The sequence below is a fragment of the Martinezella sp. CNPSo 3890 genome (assembly GCF_057784455.1).
Genome location: NZ_JBXSOR010000008.1, coordinates 17047 through 37469, shown reverse-complemented (window position 1 = coordinate 37469; position 20423 = coordinate 17047). Strand labels below are relative to the sequence as shown.

At 59.1% G+C, this 20423-nt stretch carries 17 protein-coding genes and 1 pseudogene; 9 read left to right on the top strand and 9 right to left on the bottom strand.

Annotated features, from left to right (window positions below; translation table 11 throughout):
* Window positions 1–94 precede the first annotated feature (94 nt).
* The 3 genes from AC13RC_RS19170 to AC13RC_RS19160 all read left to right on the top strand — a co-directional run bounded on the left by AC13RC_RS19170 (window position 95) and on the right by AC13RC_RS19160 (window position 3793).
* Window positions 95–1816, top strand: coding sequence for an IlvD/Edd family dehydratase (locus AC13RC_RS19170; RefSeq protein ID WP_488558113.1), 1722 nt, complete (start codon window positions 95–97; stop codon window positions 1814–1816).
* A gap of 446 nt (window positions 1817–2262) precedes the next feature.
* Entirely contained in the window at window positions 2263–2889 is a 627-nt protein-coding gene (locus AC13RC_RS19165; protein WP_488558112.1) for a GNAT family N-acetyltransferase, read from the top strand.
* 91 nt (window positions 2890–2980) lie between these two features.
* Window positions 2981–3793 carry an LLM class flavin-dependent oxidoreductase gene (locus tag AC13RC_RS19160; protein ID WP_488558111.1) on the top strand — a complete coding sequence of 271 codons (813 nt, stop codon included), beginning with the start codon at window positions 2981–2983 and terminating at the stop codon, window positions 3791–3793.
* Here the strand turns inward: AC13RC_RS19160 and AC13RC_RS19155 are convergent.
* A complete protein-coding gene (locus AC13RC_RS19155; protein ID WP_069610031.1) occupies window positions 3790–4338 on the bottom strand; it encodes a cupin domain-containing protein in 549 nt (182 codons plus the stop codon). The genes AC13RC_RS19160 and AC13RC_RS19155 overlap by 4 nt on opposite strands.
* Window positions 4339–4481: 143 nt before the next feature.
* Here AC13RC_RS19155 and aptA point away from each other — a divergent pair, with 143 nt between their 5' ends.
* The 3 genes and pseudogenes from aptA (at window position 4482) to AC13RC_RS19140 (ending at window position 7461) form a co-directional block, all read left to right on the top strand.
* A complete protein-coding gene (aptA, locus tag AC13RC_RS19150) occupies window positions 4482–5816 on the top strand; it encodes an omega-aminotransferase AptA (protein WP_488558110.1) in 1335 nt (444 codons plus the stop codon).
* A 66-nt stretch (window positions 5817–5882) separates the two neighbouring features.
* Window positions 5883–6387, top strand: a pseudogene (locus AC13RC_RS19145) (MDR/zinc-dependent alcohol dehydrogenase-like family protein); the annotation flags it as partial.
* A gap of 468 nt (window positions 6388–6855) precedes the next feature.
* Entirely contained in the window at window positions 6856–7461 is a 606-nt protein-coding gene (locus AC13RC_RS19140; protein ID WP_488558109.1) for a hypothetical protein, read from the top strand.
* Between the two features lie 509 nt (window positions 7462–7970).
* Here the strand turns inward: AC13RC_RS19140 and AC13RC_RS19135 are convergent.
* Window positions 7971–8909, bottom strand: coding sequence for a GlxA family transcriptional regulator (locus AC13RC_RS19135; protein ID WP_488558108.1), 939 nt, complete (start codon window positions 8907–8909; stop codon window positions 7971–7973).
* A gap of 194 nt (window positions 8910–9103) precedes the next feature.
* Between AC13RC_RS19135 and AC13RC_RS19130 the strand changes: the two genes are divergently transcribed.
* Together AC13RC_RS19130 and AC13RC_RS19125 are read left to right on the top strand one after the other, a co-directional pair.
* Complete coding sequence (locus AC13RC_RS19130; protein ID WP_488558107.1) at window positions 9104–9898, top strand: SDR family NAD(P)-dependent oxidoreductase; 795 nt, start codon at window positions 9104–9106, stop codon at window positions 9896–9898.
* 243 nt (window positions 9899–10141) lie between these two features.
* Window positions 10142–11206: a glycosyltransferase family 2 protein gene (locus tag AC13RC_RS19125; RefSeq protein WP_488558106.1), complete on the top strand. Its 1065-nt coding sequence runs from the start codon at window positions 10142–10144 to the stop codon at window positions 11204–11206.
* Between the two features lie 50 nt (window positions 11207–11256).
* Here AC13RC_RS19125 and AC13RC_RS19120 read toward each other — a convergent pair whose 3' ends face one another.
* The 3 genes from AC13RC_RS19120 to AC13RC_RS19110 all read right to left on the bottom strand — a co-directional run bounded on the left by AC13RC_RS19120 (window position 11257) and on the right by AC13RC_RS19110 (window position 14337).
* Complete coding sequence (locus AC13RC_RS19120; protein WP_488558105.1) at window positions 11257–12522, bottom strand: glycoside hydrolase family 5 protein; 1266 nt, start codon at window positions 12520–12522, stop codon at window positions 11257–11259.
* A 76-nt stretch (window positions 12523–12598) separates the two neighbouring features.
* Window positions 12599–13081 (bottom strand): YybH family protein, encoded by a 483-nt coding sequence (locus AC13RC_RS19115; protein WP_145319612.1) that lies wholly within the window; start codon window positions 13079–13081, stop codon window positions 12599–12601.
* Window positions 13082–13098: 17 nt separating this feature from the next.
* On the bottom strand, window positions 13099–14337 hold the full coding sequence (locus AC13RC_RS19110; RefSeq protein ID WP_488558104.1) for a YbfB/YjiJ family MFS transporter: 1239 nt from the start codon (window positions 14335–14337) through the stop codon (window positions 13099–13101).
* A gap of 104 nt (window positions 14338–14441) precedes the next feature.
* On the opposite strand from AC13RC_RS19110, the gene AC13RC_RS19105 reads away from it, so the two are divergent.
* Window positions 14442–15326, top strand: a complete 885-nt coding sequence (locus AC13RC_RS19105) for a LysR substrate-binding domain-containing protein (RefSeq protein ID WP_488558103.1) — start codon at window positions 14442–14444, stop codon at window positions 15324–15326.
* Here AC13RC_RS19105 and AC13RC_RS19100 read toward each other — a convergent pair.
* The 4 genes from AC13RC_RS19100 to AC13RC_RS19085 form a co-directional block, all read right to left on the bottom strand.
* Window positions 15310–17040: a M14 family metallopeptidase gene (locus tag AC13RC_RS19100; protein ID WP_488558102.1), complete on the bottom strand. Its 1731-nt coding sequence runs from the start codon at window positions 17038–17040 to the stop codon at window positions 15310–15312. The genes AC13RC_RS19105 and AC13RC_RS19100 overlap by 17 nt on opposite strands.
* 5 nt (window positions 17041–17045) lie before the next feature.
* Window positions 17046–17894 carry an ABC transporter permease gene (locus AC13RC_RS19095; RefSeq protein WP_113329314.1) on the bottom strand — a complete coding sequence of 283 codons (849 nt, stop codon included), beginning with the start codon at window positions 17892–17894 and terminating at the stop codon, window positions 17046–17048.
* A gap of 5 nt (window positions 17895–17899) precedes the next feature.
* Complete coding sequence (locus tag AC13RC_RS19090; RefSeq protein ID WP_145319624.1) at window positions 17900–18823, bottom strand: ABC transporter permease; 924 nt, start codon at window positions 18821–18823, stop codon at window positions 17900–17902.
* 63 nt (window positions 18824–18886) lie between these two features.
* A complete protein-coding gene (locus AC13RC_RS19085) occupies window positions 18887–20422 on the bottom strand; it encodes an ABC transporter substrate-binding protein (RefSeq protein ID WP_488558101.1) in 1536 nt (511 codons plus the stop codon).
* Window position 20423 lies beyond the last annotated feature (1 nt).

Sequence of the window (20423 nt, the reverse complement as noted above, 5' to 3'; positions counted from 1 at the left end):
CGTCTTCAGCCTGTGGTCACAAGCGCTACCGCGCTTGACCGCCATGGCTTATTTGTATAACAAAAAAATAAATTATAATACAAAAGAGGCCATCATGACCAAGGATCCAAAGCGGCGGTCGCAGGCGTGGTTCAGCGGAGTGGACAAGGACGGCTTCATCCATCGCTCGTGGATGAAGAATGGTGGCCTGCCCGATGATGTGTTCGACGGCCGCCCCGTCATCGGCATCTGCAATACGTTTTCGGAATTTACGCCGTGCAACGCGCATTTCCGCGAACTGGTCACGCATATCAAGGCCGGCGTCCTGGAAGCCGGCGGATTGCCGCTTGAATTTCCGGTCTTCTCCTGCGGCGAGTCCAATCTGCGGCCGACTGCGATGCTCTTCAGGAATCTCGCTTCCATGGATGTCGAAGAGGCGATCCGCGGCAATCCCATGGACGGCGTCATCCTGATGGCCGGCTGCGACAAGACCACACCATCGCTGCTGATGGGTGCGGCAAGCTGCGATCTGCCGACGATCGTCATTTCAGGCGGGCCGATGTTGAATGGTAATTTTCGCGGCAAGCCGATCGGCTCCGGCACGGACGTCTGGAAATTCTCCGAGGAAGTAAGGGCAGGCACCATGAGCCGGCAGGAGTTCATGGATGCGGAAAGTGCCATGTCACGCTCGCCCGGCCACTGCATGACAATGGGAACGGCCTCGACCATGGCGTCGATGGTCGAAGCCCTCGGCGTTGCCCTGCCGACCAATGCGGCATGGCCTGCCGTCGATGCCCGACGGGCGCGGCTTGCCCGGATGACCGGGCGCCGCGCCGTCGCGATGGTCAAGGAAGATATGCGGCTTTCGAAGGTTCTCACGAGGCAGGCGTTCGAGAACGCCATCAAGATCAATGGTGCGATCGGCGGATCGACCAATGCCGTCGTTCATCTGCTCGCCATCGCCGGGCGTATCGGCGTCGACCTGTCACTGGAGGATTGGGACAGGCTCGGGCGCGACGTGCCGACGATCGTCGACCTCATGCCGTCGGGCAAATACCTCATGGAGGATTTCTGTTATGCCGGCGGCATTCCCGCCGTGATGAAGGAAATTTCCGACCTCCTCCATCTCGATGCACTCACCGTATCGGGGGGGAGCGTCGGAGATAATATTGCCGATGTCGTCAACCACAATCCGGACGTCATCCGCAGCCGGTCGAATCCGCTCGTCGACAGCGGGGGAATTGCCGTCCTCAAGGGCAATCTTGCGCCTGATGGGGCGGTGCTCAAACCATCGGCCGCATCGCCGCATCTGATGCGTCATCGCGGCCGCGCCGTCGTCTTCGAGACTATCGAGGATTTCCATGCCAGGATCGACGATCCGAACCTCGATGTCGATGAGAATTCCGTTCTCGTGCTGAAGGGGGCCGGTCCGCGCGGCTATCCCGGCATGGCCGAGGTCGGCAACATGGCTTTGCCAAGCAAACTGCTGGAGAAAGGCGTACGCGACATGGTGCGCGTTTCCGATGGCCGCATGAGCGGCACGGCCTACGGAACCGTGGTGCTGCATGTATCGCCGGAAGCCGCCGCCGGCGGTCCGCTGGCGCTCGTCGAGCAAGGGGATTTCATCGCACTCGACGTCGAGGCCCGCACATTGGTTCTCGATGTTCCGGACCATGAGCTTGCACGGCGGCGCGCGGCCTGGAAGGAACCGGTGCCGGAAATGACCTCAGGATACCAAGGCCTTTACATTCGAACGGTCATGCAGGCCAATACCGGCGCAGACCTCGATTTCCTGGTCGGCGGACGCGGCGCCAAGGTTCCGCGCGAGAGCCACTAACTCCATTTCATCCAGAGCGAATATGCCTACGTTCCTGGGCATCGCTATTCTTCATCGGTTACTTCGTTTTCGAGGTGCGGAGCAATCTTCTGCTGACAAGGTTTGGTGCGAATAAACGGGTCGCGCATATCCCGGCGTCTGTGCACTCGATCTCCCGATGTTCTCTTGTATGCCGCAAAACAGGGCGGCGAGCTGGTGCGCTTGTGCGGCTCTTTGGTTGCATAAATTTGACGATATAATCTATAATTTTAATAGACAAAAGAATCGGGCAACGATGTTTCAATCATCGACCGCACAATGAAAGATCGTGCCGTGCGAAGCGCACCATCGATCATGCATGCTCTGCCTGCGAAGCGCTGAGCGGAGTTTGCAGAGTGGTCGGCAAGATCGGCGATCCTCACGATCGATCCCGGGCAGCCTTCAGAACATTGTTTGGAGGCATATGCATGAACGATATCATAGTCCGGTCGTCATTGCTGGACCCGGCGGCGGAACCGCTGATCGACGGTCTTGCCAGCGAGTATGATAGCAGATATGGCGCCGTCAGCCGCCCGGGCGGCGCGCGCGCGGAAATCATGCGTTATCCGAGTGCGCTGTTCGCCCCGCCGCTTGGCGATTTTCTCCTGCTGCAGCGCGACGGTCAGACCATTGCCGGCGGCGCCTTCATGAGCCACGACGACGAAACCGCTGAGTTCAAGCGGATATGGGCGCATCCGGATCTCCGGCGTCAGGGACTGGCACGCCGCATCATGATCGCGCTCGAGGAGAGTGCCGGGCAACTCGGCTATAACAGGGCCTACCTTAGCACCGGCTTTCGCCAACCGGAGGCCGTGGCCTTCTATCTGTCGCTCGGCTATCGCCCTCTTTTCGACCCGACCGTCGACCCGAGCCTCTATCGCTCTCTGCCGTTCGAAAAGCATATCGGTAAAAAGGCGGGAGCACCCGGTCTGACACCGATCTATCCGCCTGCCGCCTCCTTTGAGGAGGCTACGGCGCGCGTGACTGCGCTGAAGGCCGGGCAGGAGCAGCTGATCATCGCCCGCCTGGCGGCTCACGAAACCTCTGCTGCGTGACGGGCATGGCCGCTCCGATGGCTATCGGCAGATCCCGGCAAGAAATCGGATCTGCCTTCGAGCTTCACAATATCGCGAAACAGGACTTCACATGACGCATCCAAATGGTCTCAGGGTCGGCATCGGATTAGATGTTGCCGCGCAAGCCCGCAATTCGCGCGACGCTCAGAAAAAATTCTGGCGGGCGCTTGTTGGGCGTTTCGACACGGTGGTCGATTTCGTGACGCTGGAAGATGGCTTCGCCCGTCCTGACGGCGACGGGCTGGATGCCGTGCTGCTTGCAAACTGGCTTGCCGCGAACAGCAGCAATATCGGAATCATCCCCGGCGCAGCGGTCAATTTCCTCGAGCCGTTTCATGTCTCGACCGCCATCGCGACGCTGGATTTCGTAAGCGAGGGCAGGGCGGGTTTTCTGGTTCAGCATTATGATGGATCGAGGGCCATGCATGCCTGGCAAGCTATTGGCGCCCTCAATGGCTTTCCTGCAGCGGGAAGCGCCGCCTTGCGTCAGGACGTGCTTGATGTCGTCGATGTCGTGCGGGGGTTATGGGACAGCTGGGAAGATGGAGCGGTCATTCGAGATAAGGAAAGTCAGCGCTTTCTGGATGGCTCGAAGCTGCATTACATCAATTTCAAGGGCAGTGGCTTTCAAGTTCTCGGTCCTTCGATCACGCCGCGCCCGCCGCAGGGACAGCCCGTGGTCGCGACAGCGTATCGTCATGGCGAGAACCCATCCGTGGCCTCGGCTGCCGATGTTGTCTTCCTCCATCCAGATCGCCTGGACATCGCCAATCTCATCAGGACGATCGGTACTGCGGACAAGAACAGGGTGCGGGCGTTCGTAGCCGACGTCGTGATCGATGCCGATCGTAAGCGCAGGCCTTCCGGCCTACCCATCCACTAGAAGCTCGGCGGCGTGCAGGCGCTGATGACTTCACAGGGATATGGCCCGACACAGCGGAAGCGATGCGGGCGGCGACTTTCGAAGTAGTAGGCATCGCCTGGGCCGAGAATGCGGCGTTCGTCATCCACCGTCACCTCCAGGCGGCCGGTGAGCACGATGCCGCCTTCCTCTCCCTCGTGCACCAGTGGTACCTTGCCGGTATCGGCGCCCGGCTGATAGCACTCCTTCAAGATCTGAAGGCTGCGGCCGAAGAGGTTTTCGCCGATCTGCCGATAGGAAATCGGGCCTTTGCCGATTTCGACCAACTCCTCAGCCGCGTAGAAAGCCTTTTTCGGTGCTTCCGGTTCGAAGGCGAAGAATTCGGCAAGGCCGATCGGGATGCCGTCGAGGATGCGTTTCAGCGCACCGACGGATGGATTAGCCGAATTGGATTCGATCAGCGAGACCGTCGAATTGGTAACGCCCGCGCGCTTGGCGAGTTCGCGTTGAGAAAGATTGTGCGCAAGGCGCAGATGACGCAGGCGATTGCCGATATCGACGGACATGACGGTCTCGGGTTTCAGATGTTCGAAATATCGAAAACATCTCATGTGATATAAGCAAAATCAATGGGTTAAATTCAGCAAGAAAAGGTCTTGTTCGAAACAGGAAAATCGCTGATGTCAGGGATAACGCAATGGAGGCGACCATGGACAAGATCACGCATTCCAACACCCCTGTTCTCGAAAATTTCTGGATGCCGTTCACGGCAAACCGGCAGTTCAAGGCGGCTCCGCGCCTGCTCGCAGCCGCCGACGGCATGTATTACACCGATGTCGACGGCAAGAAGGTGCTTGATGGGACGGCAGGCCTCTGGTGCGTCAATGCCGGCCATGGCCGCAGGAAGATCGCACAGGCGGTCGAGCGCCAGCTCTCCACCATGGACTACGCGCCGACCTTCCAGATGGGCCACCCGATCGCCTTCGACTTCGCGGCAAAGCTCGCCGCGCATGCGCCGGGCGGTCCGGAGGCCGGGCTCGACCGCGTGTTCTTCACAGGCTCCGGCTCCGAGTCGGTCGATACCGCGCTGAAGATCGCCATCGCTTATCAGCGCGCCATCGGCCAGGGCACGCGCACCCGCATCATCGGCCGCGAAAAGGGCTATCACGGCGTCGGCTTCGGTGGAATTTCCGTCGGCGGCCTCGTCAACAACCGCCGCGTCTTCCCGCAGATCCCTGCCGATCACATGCGTCACACTCTCGATATCGAGCGCAATGCCTTCAGCAAGGGCCTGCCGGCCCATGGCATTGAGCTTGCGGAAGACCTCGAACGGCTGGTCGCGTTACACGGGGCTGAAACGATCGCCGCCGTCATTGTCGAGCCGATGTCCGGTTCTGCCGGCGTCGTTCTGCCGCCGAAGGGCTATCTGGAGCGGCTGCGCGCCATCGCCGACAAATATGGCATCCTGCTGATTTTCGATGAAGTGATCACCGGCTTCGGACGCTTGGGCACCCCGTTTGCAACCGAATATTTCGGCGTTGTTCCCGATCTTGTCACGACGGCAAAAGGCATCACCAACGGCACAATACCGATGGGCGCCGTCTTTGCCAGCCGCAAGATCTATGATGGCCTGATGACCGGCCCGGAAAACCAGATCGAGCTCTTCCACGGCTATACCTATTCCGGCCATCCGGTCGCCTGCGCCGCCGGGCTTGCGACCATGGAAATCTACGAGGAGGAAGGCCTGCTGACGCGTGCAGCCGAACTGGCCGGGGACTGGCAGGTTGCGCTGCATTCGCTGAGGGGCCTGCCGCATGTAGTCGATATCCGCAATCTCGGCCTAGTCGGCGCCGTAGAACTCGCGCCGCGTGATGGCGCCCCGGGCACGCGCGCCTACGACGTCTTCGTCGATTGCTTCCAGAAGGGCCTGTTGATCCGCGTAACCGGCGATATTATCGCTCTTTCTCCGCCGCTCATCATCGAGCGCGCAGAGATCGAAACGATCGTCTCCATGCTTGGCGATGCGTTGAAGCGGGCGGCCTGATAATTTCTGGAGCTGACCGGCGCGGACAGCGTCGGTCAGGCTCGACAAGGATCGCCCTGCACATGCAAGGTTGGCTTCGAACCATCGATCTTTCCAGGAGCGATCGTCTGGGCGATATGATCGCTGAAGTCATCGGCACCCATAAGGTGGATAGTGCGATCGATGCAGTCGGCTTCGAGGCGCCTGGTCATTCAGCCGCGAGCGGCCGGTGATCATGCTCAATCAAATGATGGAGACGATACGAGCCGCCGGTTCGATCGGTATTCCCCGGCTGTATGTAACGGAAGGTCCCGGTGCCGTAGACAGTGCCGCGAAACAGGGCGGTCTGTCTCTGCGCTTCGGTCTCGGCAGGGCAAAGGTACTATCCTTTCATACGGGACAGACGCCGGTGTTGAAATACAATCGCCAGCTCAAGCGGGCGATCCTGCAGGACAGGCTGCCGATTGCAGATATTGTCAACTCCAGGATCATTTCGCTCGAGGATGCTGCACAAGGATATGAGAGTTTCGATCGAAGTGCTGCAACGAAGTTCGTGCTGGATCCGTATGGCGAGCTGACGAAGGCGGTGTAGAGTGGAAGAACTCACAGGATCATGGAGTGATCCCGAGATGGATACGGACCGAGCGCAGAGGTTGCTATCTCGGGCCTCGGTCTCGTAGAGTCGAACGTATAGGAGTTTGCCGGACAACAAAGTGGCGGCAAGAGCCAGAGACGGCATCAACTATCCGTCGACACGCCCGCAAGGTTTGTGCATCGCCATAGAGCATTTCCAAGCAAGGATGCACCGCAGCACGCCTTGCAGAAGTTTTCAGATCATGTCCGGAAATGGCCAATCGGGTCGGAAAATTTGCGAAAATTAAGCGCCTTTGCTCTCCAAAGGCGGCTGCAAAAGCCCGATTATCGACGATAATGACGTATTATGTTGCCATTATACATCTATCCTTTACATATATGCGGGCATCCATGCGGAGGAGCTTCGTCATCGCTTCTTAAGCAACGGCGGCTTGACAAAGAACGCTAACCTGAAGAGATCGGATCAATGGCAAACTTTCTTGAGAAATGGACTTCAAAAAAGGCTGATAAGCCGAAGGCTGGCGCACGCAATGTTGTCGATACATTTCGTGCTCGAGTAGCGGAACAGAAGGCATATCTGGAGGAGTACGAGCGAGACGCTGCAGGCTTCAAGAAGTGGCGCTCCACCTGGTTCCAGCGTGTTCCCGGTGGCTTTGGCGTGACGGTCGGCCGCGACTCCATCAATGCCGGTCGTGGATTGAGCTACGTCGTTGTCGACACGGTCAAGGACGTGGCTGAGTTTCTCGATGATCTGGCCTTTCATGCGGAGAATGATGTCGGCTTCCAGCAGGCTCTCGAGCAGAACCGCCAACGTCGCGTCGCACTCCTGAACGCGGCAAAGACTGGAGGCAAGGCAGCGGCTTCGAAGACGAAGGCGAAGGCTGCCAAGCCCGCGGCAGCGGTAAAGTCGGCCGCCGCCAAGCCTGCTGCTACCAAGGCAGCACCAAAAGCTGCGGCGCCCAAAGCTACCCGGACAAAGGCTGCTTCGGTTGCTGCTCCCGCACCGACTGCTGCCGAGGCAGCAAAGCCGAAGCGCACGCGCAAGACGAAAGCTGCAGGCGCAGCAGAATAAGACTAAGAAGCCCGCTTCATGCGGGCTTTTTCTTGCCTGGGACATGCTGATGTCATCGAGGGTGTGTAGTTGCGCCATCGAACAAGCATCATGGCGGATGTATCTTCGACATTGCCGGCCCCAGGAGTTAAACTGAACCGGAAGAGAGAAGCGCGCTCAATAAGGTGACTATGCGGCTATTGGTGCTGACATATTGATTGGAGCTCCTAGCGCATCGGATCAACCTGCCGATGGTCGGTGATGTGGCCGACAGACCATGCAGCAATCGTTGTAGTGAATGCTTCGAGGCAGCGGCATAAGATCGCGACGAGCAAATGTGTTGAGCAGGACTTCTCCTTGAGCTGAGCGATCGTGGCGAGTGGGCAATGACGCTCCGCTCGGAGAAGGTTCATTCCATGCCGTGCAGCAATCCGAAAGGAGCGGGTACAAGCCGCCCCTTTCGGTCGATCTCACCTCTTCTCGCTATGGGCCTTGATGGCGGCCGCGACTTCGTTCTTCGCCGGCTACATCTACCCGAAAGCGCGTACGTTGCGGCGGATCGTCTGCGGCGGCTGGCCCAGCACGCGCAGGAATGCGCGACGCATGCGCTCGCGATCGGTAAAGCCGACTTCGGTGGCGATTTCGTCCATCGAATGGCGGCCGTCTTCGATCATCAATCTCGCAGCCTCCACCCGCATGTTCTCGATCGCCTTGGCGGGGGATTGGCCGGTTTCGCTGCGGAAGACGCGGTTGAACTGGCGTGGGCTGAGGCTTGCCGCCTCCGCCAGCTCCTCGACCGATACGATCTTGCGCAGGTTTCGTCCGGCAAAGTCGAGCGCGCGTTGAACACGGTCGGACTTCGGCTCCAGCTCGAGAAGCGTGGAAAATTGCGACTGCCCACCGGCGCGGCGGTGATAGACGACGAGCTTTCGGGCCACTGCTCGTGCCAGCTCCTCGCCGTGATCCTTCTCGATCATCGCAAGGGCGAGGTCGATGGTGGCGGTCATGCCCGCCGATGTCCAGATGGACCCATCGATGATGAAGATTTTGTCTTCATCGACCTTCAGCGCGGGGAAGCGATCCCGCAGCTCTCGCGCAAAGACCCAATGTGTCGTTGCGCGGCGACCATCGAGCAGGCCGGCTTCAGCCAGAGCAAAGGCGCCGGTGCATGGAGCCGCGACGCGCCGGGCGGATTTTGCTGCCCGACGGATATAGTCGAGGATCGCCGGAGATGTTGATGAAACTTCCGTCGCCGCGCCTATGAAAAGAGAATCAAAGGCAGCGTCGCCAAATGCCTCCATTTCGACACAGAACCCCGCCGATGAGCGTACAGGCCCTCCTGTTTCCGATAGCAGCGTTACACGATAGAGCTCCCTCTCACTCGCCAGATTTGCAACCTCGAAGGCGGTCACTGCGGTAAATCCCATGACCTGAAAGCCGGGGAAGACGAGAAATCCGATGGAATGCATGGCAAAGCTCACGGCTGGAAAAGGTGCTTATAGCATTTATCGGTCGCAAACGGCATCAGTTTTCCACGATTCGAGCCATTATTTACCGTTCTGAATGTCTGAAAACGTGGTGAATATGACATTTGGGTCATCGGCATTCGCGCGTATTGTTATCGCAGCGGGATAGTGACGCCGCAGGACAAGGAATGGAAACAATGACAAATTCATCGGGCAAAGCATTGGTAACGGGCGCTTCTTCGGGCATTGGCGCCGTCTATGCGCACCGGCTCGCCCACCGGGGCTACGACCTTATTCTAGTGGCGCGCAATGAAGACCGGCTTTCGGCAATTGCGGATCGGCTGCGTGCAGAGACGGGACGCAAGGTCGAAGTGATCGCCGCAGATCTCGGCTTGCCGAATGGGCTGCGGCGTGTGGAGCATGTGCTGAAGACGGATGAAGCGATCACGCTTCTCGTCAATAATGCCGGCTTTGGCGGGGCGGCACCCCTGCTGGAGGCCGATGTCGACAAGATGCAGCAGATGATCGATCTGAATGTCACGGCGCTCATGCGGCTGACCTATGCAGCGGTGCCAGGCTTTGTTCAGCGTGGTGGCGGCTCCCTTATCAATATCGCGTCGATCGTCGCAATCGCACCGGAATTGCTGAATGGCGTTTATGGCGGCACGAAAGCCTTCGTCCTTGCCTTCAGCCAGTCCCTCAAGCATGAGCTGGCGGACAAGAATATTCGCGTACAGGCAGTTCTGCCCGGCGCGACTGCAACGGAATTCTGGGCGGTCGCCGGTGTCCCCGTCGAACATCTGCCATCGGAGATCGTCATGTCGACCGAGGATATGGTCGATGCAGCGCTGGTTGGCTTTGATCGGGGCGAGCTTGCGACGATCCCCGCCCTCGAAGACGTCGATCTGCAGAAGGCTTATGAAGATGCACGGCAGGCCTTGAAGCCCAATCTTTCGCGCTCTACCGCAGCTCGACGTTATCAAGTGAAGTAAGAATCTATCGAATGAATAGCGTGGCCGGCATTCACATCATGCCGGCCGGTCATTCAAAAGCCATAAAACTGGTGAGGCTCGGAAAGGCAAGACGGATCAACAGGATCCAAGCATCGGCTGCATAGGATATCACGTAATACCACTTATGCGTCAGGATCTATCCCAGCCAGTATCGACGTCATTCATCAGGACCTGAATGAGAAGGTTCGCCGCGACCAAAGCAAATCTGCGAGGTTCAATGCGATGTATTCCATCCAAGACCGCACTCCCGTCTCCATCGTCATTGCGAACTACAACTACGCGCATTTTCTGAGGCGCAGTATCGACAGCGCGTTGGATCAGGATTACGACGATGCCGAGGTCATCGTAGTCGATGATGCATCGACAGATGCGACGGCTGACGTCATCGCCTCCTATGGCTCTCGAATAAAGACATGTCTGCGTGAGGTGAACGGTGGACATGCTGCAGCATTCAACACCGGCTTCGCATCCAGCCACGGCGAGATCGTGCTGTTTCTCGATGCGGATGATTATCTCTATCCGAATGCTGTATCAGAGGTTGTTGAAGCCTTCGAAGAGAAGACAGCCCAGGTGCAGTTCAGGCTGCATATCGTTGATGAACAGATGCATGTAAAGGATGTATTTCCGCCTGTCGAATTGCCCTTCGATTCCGGCGATGTCACTCCGGAATTGCTGCGGAAAGGCCGCTATCAGACGACGGTCACCAGCGGTCTGGCATTCAAGCGTTCGGTGCTGGACAAGGTCATGCCGGTCCCGGAACCGGAGTTTCGCCAGGGCGCCGATGGATATCTTGCCACGGTTGCGCCGCTCCATGGCGAAGTGACCTCCATCGAAGATTGCCTCGGCGCCTATCGCATACATGGCGCCAATCATTCCGTCTTTGCCGAAAAGCTCGGTCAGCGCGCGCGCTGGCGCATAGCGCATGATTTCCGCCGGTTGGAGGCCCTGTCGGATCAGGCAACGGAAATCGGATTGGACATTCCCGATGATGCCGGTCTGCGCGATCCCGTCCATCTGGAGGAGCGTCTGGCATCACTTTGTATCGACAGGGACCAACATCCTGTTGCGAATGATTCTAGGCTCTTTCTTGCTATGGCCGGCGCGGTTGCCAGTCTCAAGATGAATGCGTCGCGAAAGCGTCGCCTGATGCTGGCCGGATGGTTTCTTTCGATCGGTGTCCTGCCTCGGGATATGGCAAAGACCATCCTCTCGTGGAAGCTCGTGGCCTCGTCCCGGCCTCCATTTCTGCTGCGCCTCTCGAAGACCATCAGGCATGCAATGGGATAGGTGGATTCCTGGAGGCATGGAGCATCTCGCGCCAATGGATCGACCGTGATCTATTCGGCCTTGCCTGATTTGCGCGAAGGTTCCATCAAGGCGTCGACCACGGCTTGATGATGGATATTCCTGTCATAGCGGCTGTCGGTTGCAAGCTGCATCAAGCCGGCAAAGGCGCTTTTGGCGGAAGGTTTCTTGCCCTCGCCGCGGAGATAGGCAATCAGCCGGCGATAATTTGCATTCGTCTTGATCTCCAGCGGATTGCCGGCGCCCATCTTCTTCAATGGCCACCACGACCAGCCAATGCCCTTTCTTTCCTGCAATGCGACGGCGCGGGCATACCAATCATTATTGTTTTCGCCGGATTCACCGTTCCATAGCGGCATATCATATTGCTCGCGCAGTTTCAGGAAGGGTTCGATCGATTCCTGCGTCGTTGGGGTCCAGTATTTGTGGAAGCTGAGCGCCGTATTGCGATCGTCGATCGGCAATATGCCGGCATAATTGTTGCCCCAGCAATTGCCCTCGATAATAAGCATATGGTTGGTGTCGATCGCGCGGATGGCGCGAATGGTACGCTGATAGATGTCACGCAGCGGCCGGTTTTCGGTCTCGCGGCAGCCGCCCTTATCTTTCTTGTCCTGAAAACCCCAGTTCGGCTCGTTTAACAGATCATAGCCCGCGATCGTCGGCTCGTCCCTGTAGCGGCGCGCGATCTCGCTCCACAGCGCAATCATCATTGCCTGGTTCTTATCGCTGTGCCAGAGAGACGGCTTGTTCGGATTGCGATCAGAAATGGCGATGTCGTGACCCTGGCCGCCAGGTGCCGCATGCAGGTCGAGGATCAGGTACATGTCATTGGCTTTCAGCCAGCGGATCAAAAGGTCGATCCGCCGAAAGCCCTCCTCGTTCCAGACAATGTTCTTGGACGTGTTCTTGCCGTGCTTGTCCTCGATGAACAGGTTCCAGTGCATCGGCAGGCGTACGCTGTTGAAGCCCCATTTGCCCATCGCGTCGATATCGGCTTTCGTTACCGCATTCTCGCGCCAGGATCGATAGAATTGCTCGGTCCTTTTCTCGCCGATGACTTCGGAAATGCGGCGGCGAATGATGTGCTGCGCCTTCAGATTGGAAAGCCCCATCATATAGCCCTCTTGCACCATCCAGCCGCCGAGGCCGAGACCGCGCAGTATGAGGGGATTGCCCTTGCCGTCGACGATCCGCTGATGATCGGCGCGAACGAAACCCTCGGCCTGTGCCGGCGGTGCAAAAGACCCCAGGCAGAGAATGGACAGGCTGGCGAACAGCAGCAGAAAATGCCTCATGAATCCCAACTCGCGTGAAACTTTGGCGCCATGTGGGCAAGGTAGCGCGCAGAGGGCCAAAATCTCGTGACAGCATCTAGGCCGGTCGCTCCAATGGCGCGCCGAAGATGATTTCCTGATAGGCAGCAAGCAAGGCAGGTTCCTCAATGGAGCCATGATGGTGGAGCTGATGCCAGACGCCGTCGATCCGGGTGAACCAGCGTGTCGTGCGGATGCGAAGCTCGATATTCCTGTCGGCGGTGACGCAACTTCCCCGCTCCCGGCCAACGAATAGATGCCAGTCATCGCCGCCCTGGCTGGTAAAATCATGGAATGCGACTTGGACTCTCGCCTTTCCACCAAACAGCTTCGCATAGCCTTCACGGATCGACGGCCATCCACGCCGGATGCCTCCGATCGGATTGTCCATGCTTGGCTTGTCGCCATCGGCCCAGTTGGCGGCGAGTGCGTCCAGGTCGCCGGCATTGAAGGCGCGATAGAAGCCGATGAGCGCATCGAGCGCACCACCATTCCCCATCATGTTTTCGCTGCCGGTAATTTCAGTCAAAAGCTTTATCATGTCATGTTCTCCTATTGTTAGGCGTCGGGACCTTGGGCATTCTCCTGAGGAGCGCGGACCAACATCGCAATGGTGAGGTCGATCGCCAAAGCGAGAACCATTGCGCCGGCTCCGATCAAGAAGAGGACCCTGTAGTTTCCGCCGGTTCGGGCGAAGATGAAGGAAAGTCCATAAGCCGCGGCCGCCTGAAACAGGGCAAAGAATACGGTTGCCAGGCTCCATGCGACCTTCTGCTGCGCCGGATGGTGCGGCAGCAATTCCGCGATCCTCCCGAGTATCAGGGGAACCGTACCGGTTACGAAGGCGCCGACGATCAGGCTTGAGGCGATGAGCCAAGCCTGCCCGAGACCAAAGGTGGGAATGGCGACTGCGATGGCCTCGAGAAGGAAGGCGAACCGCAGCGCTGCGGCAAAACCCGTGCGATCGGCCAAATGGCCGGCGAGGATGGGGCCGATGGTCGCGCCGAGGCCAAACAGCACCCAGTATTCCGCGCCGATCTGCAAGCCCTCTCCCAAGCCGCGGGCAACAAAATCCACGAGGAAGATCATATGCGGAACCCAGCCGGCGGCATTCAAAGCATATTCGATGTAGAGCGCGCGCAGCGTCCACTGTTTCGGGATATGCGTGGCATCATGGCTTGTGGCGGTGTGGGCAGCGATTTCGCGCGGCCATCCGACCCACGCGATAATCGTAAGCAGCAGCGATAAGGCGCCGAGGCTGAGCCATGTCTCACGCAAGCCCTGTCGCAGCAGCAGGGGCACCAATGTGCCCGATAGTGCGACGCCAGCGCCGATGCCCATGAAGATTATACCGCTGGCAAGCCCTCGGCGAGACGGTGCGATCAGCGGCAGGACGGTCGGCGCTGCCAGAACCATCAGGGCGCCGCCGGCAAGGCCGGCTGCAAAACGCCACGCAAAGAACCATGGAAAGCTGATAGGAAAGGCGCAGGCGAAGAAGGCTGCCGTTGCGGCAAGCATCATGATCCTGAGCGTCAGGACCGTGGAGGCACGGGCGGCGACCGTCCGCCCGAGCAATGCGCCGACCAGATAGCCGGAAAGATTTGCGGCACCCAGATAGGCGGCCGCCGAGGCTTCGAACCAATTGTTATCGACGATGGCGGGCAGGAGCGGCGTATAGGCGAAACGGGCAAGACCGATGCCGATCAGGCAAGCGCAGAATGCCGACAGGATGGCACGCCATGCCATATGAGCATCATGATGGTTCCTGTCGGTTTCGTGCGTGGCGGTTTCGGTCATGGGAACTCTCTCAACTATCAGTACTTGAGAGAATACGCCGTGCATTATATCATAAAAAATGAATTATTATGAGAGCAGTTATCTCTATTGGAGATAAGAGGAAGATGGACCTATCCGATCTTAGGGTATTCGAAGCAGTATCGCGGCACGGCAGCATGAACCGGGCAGCACAGGAGCTGCATACCGTTCAATCGAATGTGACGGCGCGGATCCGGGCATTGGAAGAAGAGCTGGGCGTCAGCCTGTTCCAGCGGCATGCCAGGGGCGTGTCGACCACGCCGGCCGGACAGCGAATTCTGCCATTTGTCGGCCGCATCACCAAGCTTCTGGCCGATGCCCGCACCGCCGCCAGGGATGATGGCGAGCCGGGCGGGACGCTTTCCCTCGGCAGCCTGGAGACGACCACGGCGCTGCGATTGTCGCCGCTCCTCGGCCAATTCGCCAAGACCTATCCACAGGTGCGCCTCGTCGTCGCGACCGGTACGACCCGCCGACTGATCGACGATGTCGTTTCATGTCGGGTCGAGGGTGCCTTCGTGGCAGGTCCCGTCAGCCATCCCGATCTCGAGCAGGAGGTGATCTTTAAGGAAGAGCTCGTCCTTGTGACATCGCCCGCAATTCGCGGAATGGAAGATTTGGCCGGCATTGTCGATCTCAAGACCATCGTCTTCCAGATCGGATGTTCCTATCGGCAGCGGCTGGAGTCGCTTCTTGCCGATATGGGTATCGTCACCTCGAAGCCGCTGGAGTTCGGCTCTCTCGATACGATCGTCAGCTGTGTTTCGGCCGGCGTCGGCATCACTCTCCTTCCGAAAGGCGTCGTCGCTGCCGCTGTCCGGGAGGGCAGGGTTGCAATCCACGAGCTCCCGCCGGAGCGGTCGCTGGTGGATACGCTCTTCGTGCGCCGGAAGGACGCCTATACGTCCAGTGCGATGACCGCGCTTCTCGATATGATCCGATCAACCCGTCCGACTAACTTGAAGCCATGATCTCCTGCCAGGCGCGATAGGCCGAAAGCACGGTTTCCATCTGCGCGGTATGGCCGGCGATGAATGCGTCGCCGTAAATGGTCTCGTCCGGATATTCGGTGATCAAGGTCATGGGCACCGTGTGGCGGTCGTCGATACTGGCGAGGCACGGGAAGCCGTTGATGATGCGGAAGCCGGTTTCGCCGGCATGGATTTCATAGAGTGCGATCTGGCGGTCGTTATAATCCAGCAGCCCCGGGATGGCGCCGAGGTGCCTGGTGACCTTGTCCAGAAGGTGCTCTGCCTGAGCCGCCCAGCCGGAATGATAACGGGCAATCAGGAAAAAGCCCTTCGGCAGCGCCCACATGGCGAAATTGCGTGGGACATAACCGGAGAGCGGCCGCGTCCATTCATGCGCCGGATAGCCATGCAGGTTGACGTGCAGCCGCGCGCCGCTCAGCCTTTCCGCCTGGAAGCGGATTTTCTTTTCGAAGAGATGGGAGCCGGCAGTCTCTTCGGTCCGATATTCGAGATCGTCGCCAAGCGCGGTGTAGCGGGCAGCATGATACATGTGGCGCGGGCTGTCTTGGCGCAGACGCTGATGAAGGGCGTAGCCATCCGGATTTTCCAGCGGCGAGATGGTGAAATGCGCACCTTCGACCCCTGCCAGCCGCCGCGCTGCCCGCAGCGCGCCCGCGCCGCCAGTCGTCTCGTTGGCGTGCTGCCCGCCGCTGATCATCACGGCCGCGTCGCTGCCCTTGATGTAGCGCGCTCGAACTGTGCGGCCAGAGCGTGTGACGGCCTCGAATGCTTCGCCGCCGATCTTGTTAAGCTCGGCCTCGATCTGCTGCACAGCAAGTGGTTCCGTTGCCATCTCGATCTGCTGTTCCGGGCCATCCCAATAGCGAGACGTCAGTGGTTGCGTTTCCACTTGGACGGAAATCTGGCCAGAGGACTGCAGGATCTGCGGGACGATTTGTCCCGGCTTCAAGCCGCGGTCGCCGAGGGGGCGGCCGGATTTCTTCTGGAAGAATTCGAGCAGCGAGAAATAGAAGTCTTCATGCAGCGCCTCGCGAAGGCTCATGACTTCGTCGCCGACGGGCAAGGCCTCGTCCAGCGCCGGCAGGGCAACGCGAATGTTCAGTTCCTCGAAATAGGGTTCGCTTGTGCCCCAGTCGAAGTGTGTGACCGCGGCAATGGTCTCCTCAAAGAGTTGTTCATAATCGGTGGCGAGCCGGTTGCCCGTCGCATTGCCATCCCGCACTAGCCAGCCGGTCAGAGAAACGCTCGTTTCGCCGGCGGCATCGATATGGACGCGATTGGGCGTCAGCACCTTCAATTGCCGTTCTTGGCCGGCATTGCCTTTCAGCAGAACGTCGTAATGAAAGTCGCTGTCGGCTCGCGCGGTAAAGGTGATCTTGCGATTTCCCACCATTGCCGCCAACGGATAGGCTTCCAAGCGGAAGCGGTTTTCCGGTGCGTTGGGATGAACCGGATAGCGGATCTCGATCGCATTCACATCATGCAGGTCGATTTCCTCGATGAAGGCATTGATCAGCGGCTTGTAGGCGCTGCGAATGCGAGCCTTTATACCTTTTTCCGCGAGCGTACGCTCAGCCTGCTGGCGGCTCTGACGATCATCGAAAGTCCATGCCTCGAAGTTCTGGCCAGGCTTCGCATCGGCAACAAGGCGCGATAGCGTGCGCTCAAAACGTCTCTCGAAAATCACGGTCATGATATCTACCTTGTCGTTCTGCCTGTTGGGTCGAGGCTGTCGCGCAGCCAATCGCCGAGGAGATTGAGACCGAGCACGGTCAAAAGGATTGCGACGCCCGGGAAAAGGCTCACCCACCACGCCGTCTGCAGATAGGTGCGGCCATCGGCCAGCATGCCGCCCCAGCTCGGAATTGTCGGGTCGACGCCCAGTCCGAGGAAGGTCAGGCTGCTTTCCAGGAGAATGTTGGTGGCGATGTTCAGCGTCATCAATACGATCACCGGTCCGATGAGGTTCGGCAGCAGGTGCTGGAAGATGATGCGCCAGTCTTTGACGCCGATCGCGCGTGCCGAGAGGATGAATTCCCGCTCGCGCAGGCTCAGCACCGAGCCGCGCACGAGGCGCGCATATTGCACCCATTGCGATACGATCAAGAGAATGATCGTGTTGGTGAGACTGCCACCGACAATGGCGATGAAGGTGATCGCCAGAAGAATGAAGGGCATGGCAAGCTGGACGTCGGCAAAGCGCATCAGCAGCATATCCCAGATGCCACGATAGTAGCCTGCGGCAAGCCCTACAAGCACGCCAAGCACAACGCCGCCAAGGACCGAGGTCAGGCCGACGGTCAGCGAAATCTTGCCGCCTGCTACGACGCGAGCCAGCACATCGCGGCCAAGGGGGTCGGTGCCGAAAGGATGGGCGAGGCTGGCGAAGGGCCTTGCAAGCCTTGCCATCAGATCGATCTTTTCCGCGCCGCCTGGAAAAAGCACGTCAGAGAGCAGCACGGCAAGGCAAATAACAGCCGTGAGCAATACACCGAATATGAATTCGAAGCTGTAGAAGCGCGAACGGTGAGAAACTGTGGCGGCCATCAGCGTTACTCCGTGCGGATACGGGGATCGACGAGGCCATAGGCGATGTCGACGAGGAGATTGACGCCGACGATGAAGAGCGCCAGCACGGTGATTACGCCCTGCAAGACCGGGTAGTCGCGGGCGCCGACGGCGTCGAATGCCAGCGTGCCGAGGCCGGGCCAGTTGAAGACGCGCTCGATGACGACGATGCCGCCGAGCAGCCCGCCGAACTGGATGCCGAAATAGGTGATGAGCGGTATCGCGCAATTGCGCAGCGCATGCTTGTAGAGCACCTTGCTTTCGCTAAGGCCCTTGGCGCGCGCGACCATGATATATTGCGACTGCAGCGTTTCCAGCATGGCGGTGCGCACCAGGCGCACATTGGTCGCCGTCAGGATGACACCCATCGTCACGGCCGGCATGACGTAGCTCGAAATGCCGACCATGCCACTGGGCGGCAGCCAGCCGAGCGTGATGGAAAACAATAGCACCATCATCAGCGCCAGCCAGAAGTTCGGGAAGGAGAGGCCGAGGAGCGAGAGAACGCGGATCACCTGGTCCGCCGTCTTGCCGCGTGCTGTCGCTGCCTTGATGCCGAGCGGGATGGAGAGCGCGATCGATACCACCATCGAGATGAAGGCAAGCAGCAGCGTGGCGGGCAGGGCATTGGCGATCAGTTGCGAGACCGGCGTACCGCCGGTGAAGCTGCGACCGAAATCGAGCGTCAGCAGCCCCTTCAGGAAGGTGAAATACTGCACGAGGAAAGGTTGATCCGTGCCAAGGGCTGTGCGGATACGGGCCAGGTCGTCTTCGGTCATGCTGCCGCCGCCCTGAAACATCATCACGGCAGGGTCGCCGGTGAGGCGGATGGCGAATGAGACGAGAAGGGTGATGGCGATTACGACGAAAATCGCCTGCAGCAATCGCTTGATGAGAAAACCGGCCACGTTCTTACCCCGAGAGCTTTCGCATGACGCCGCCGGCCGTGCCGGCGGCGTCATGCTTGATGATTAGTCGACGGTGACTTCGTTCAGCTTGATGCGGGTATCCGGAGCGGGCACGAAGCCCTTGACGCGCTTGCTGACGCCGTAGATCGCATTGCTGTTGTAGAGCGGCAGTTCGAGCGCCTTATCAGCGACGTATTTGCCGATGTCCTTCAGCACCTTTTCGCGCTCGGCGCGATCGGTGAGGGGGCGCTGCGATTCCAAGAGCTTGTCCAGAGCGGCATCCTTTTCATACGGATTCCACCTTTCGCCGGAGTGATACATCGAATAGGCAGTGTTGTCGTAGTCGAAGGTCCAGCCGCCCCACTTCTGCTGGAACATCGCGCCGGTCTTGCCCTGCGGGATGATGTCGTTCAGCAGAACGTTGGTTTCATACGGCTTGATGGTGGCGGTGAGGCCGACCATCTGCAGATAGCTTGCCACGACCTGCGCCACCTCGTTCATGGTCGCGTCGTTGCCGCGAATGTCGATCTGCAATGCCGCGCCCGGCTTCACACCGGCTTCGGCGAGCAGCTTCTTGGCGCCTGCCGGATCATAGGGAAGCGGCTTCAGATCGGCATCGTAGCCGAAGGAAAGCGAATTCTGGAAGCTGACGATCTCGGTGCCTTGGCCTGCAAGGATCGACTTGACAATCGTGTCGCGGTCGACTGCCATGATGATCGCCTTGCGCACGCGCGGATCGGCCGTGATGCCGTCGCGGGTGTTGAAGCGCAGTGCATCGACCGTCGGGCCGGGAACGCTGGCGATTTCCAGCTTGGAGTCACCCTGAATGACCGGCAGCATGCCGATCGGGATGGTCGGCGGGATGACGATATCGACGCGGCCGGCCTGAAGCTCGGCAACGGCGGTCGCCGGCTCGCTGATGAAGCGATATTCCAGTTCGGAGAGCTTCGGCGCGCCGCCCCAGTAGTCCGGGTTGGCTTCAAGCTTGATGTTCACCTTCGGCGTATAGGAGACGAATTTGAAGGCGCCGGTGCCGACCGGATTGAGGTTGAAGTAATCCTCGCCCTTTTCCTTGATATATTTCGGCGGCACGATCATCGCGCCATAGCCGGCAAGCTTCGTCAAAAGCACCGGATCGGGCGTTTTCAGCTTCATATCGACCGTGTAGTCGTCGATGATATCAACGCTTTCGATAGCCGTGTAGTTCGAGCGCTGCGGTCCCTTGGCGCCCTGTTCGCCGAGCAGGCGGTCGAAGGTGAACTTCACCGCTTCGGCATTGAAGGGCTCGCCGTCATGGAATTTCACGTTATGGCGGAGCTTGAAGCGGATACGCTTGCCCTGATCCAGCTCTTCCCAGGATTCGGCAAGACCCGGTACCAGCTTGAGATCGGGGCCACGATAGGTAAGGCCGTCGAAGATGTTGGTCGAAACGGCAGCCCATGCCACGAGGAACGTGTCGATCGGGTCCCAGCTGCCGGGATCCTGCGACGACGAAACCGTCAGCTTGCCGGCCGCGAAGGCCGGAGCGGCGCTGATCGCGACGCCTGACATGACAAGTGCCGTCAGAGCGGTCTTCAATCCCCATGTTATTGTTTTCATT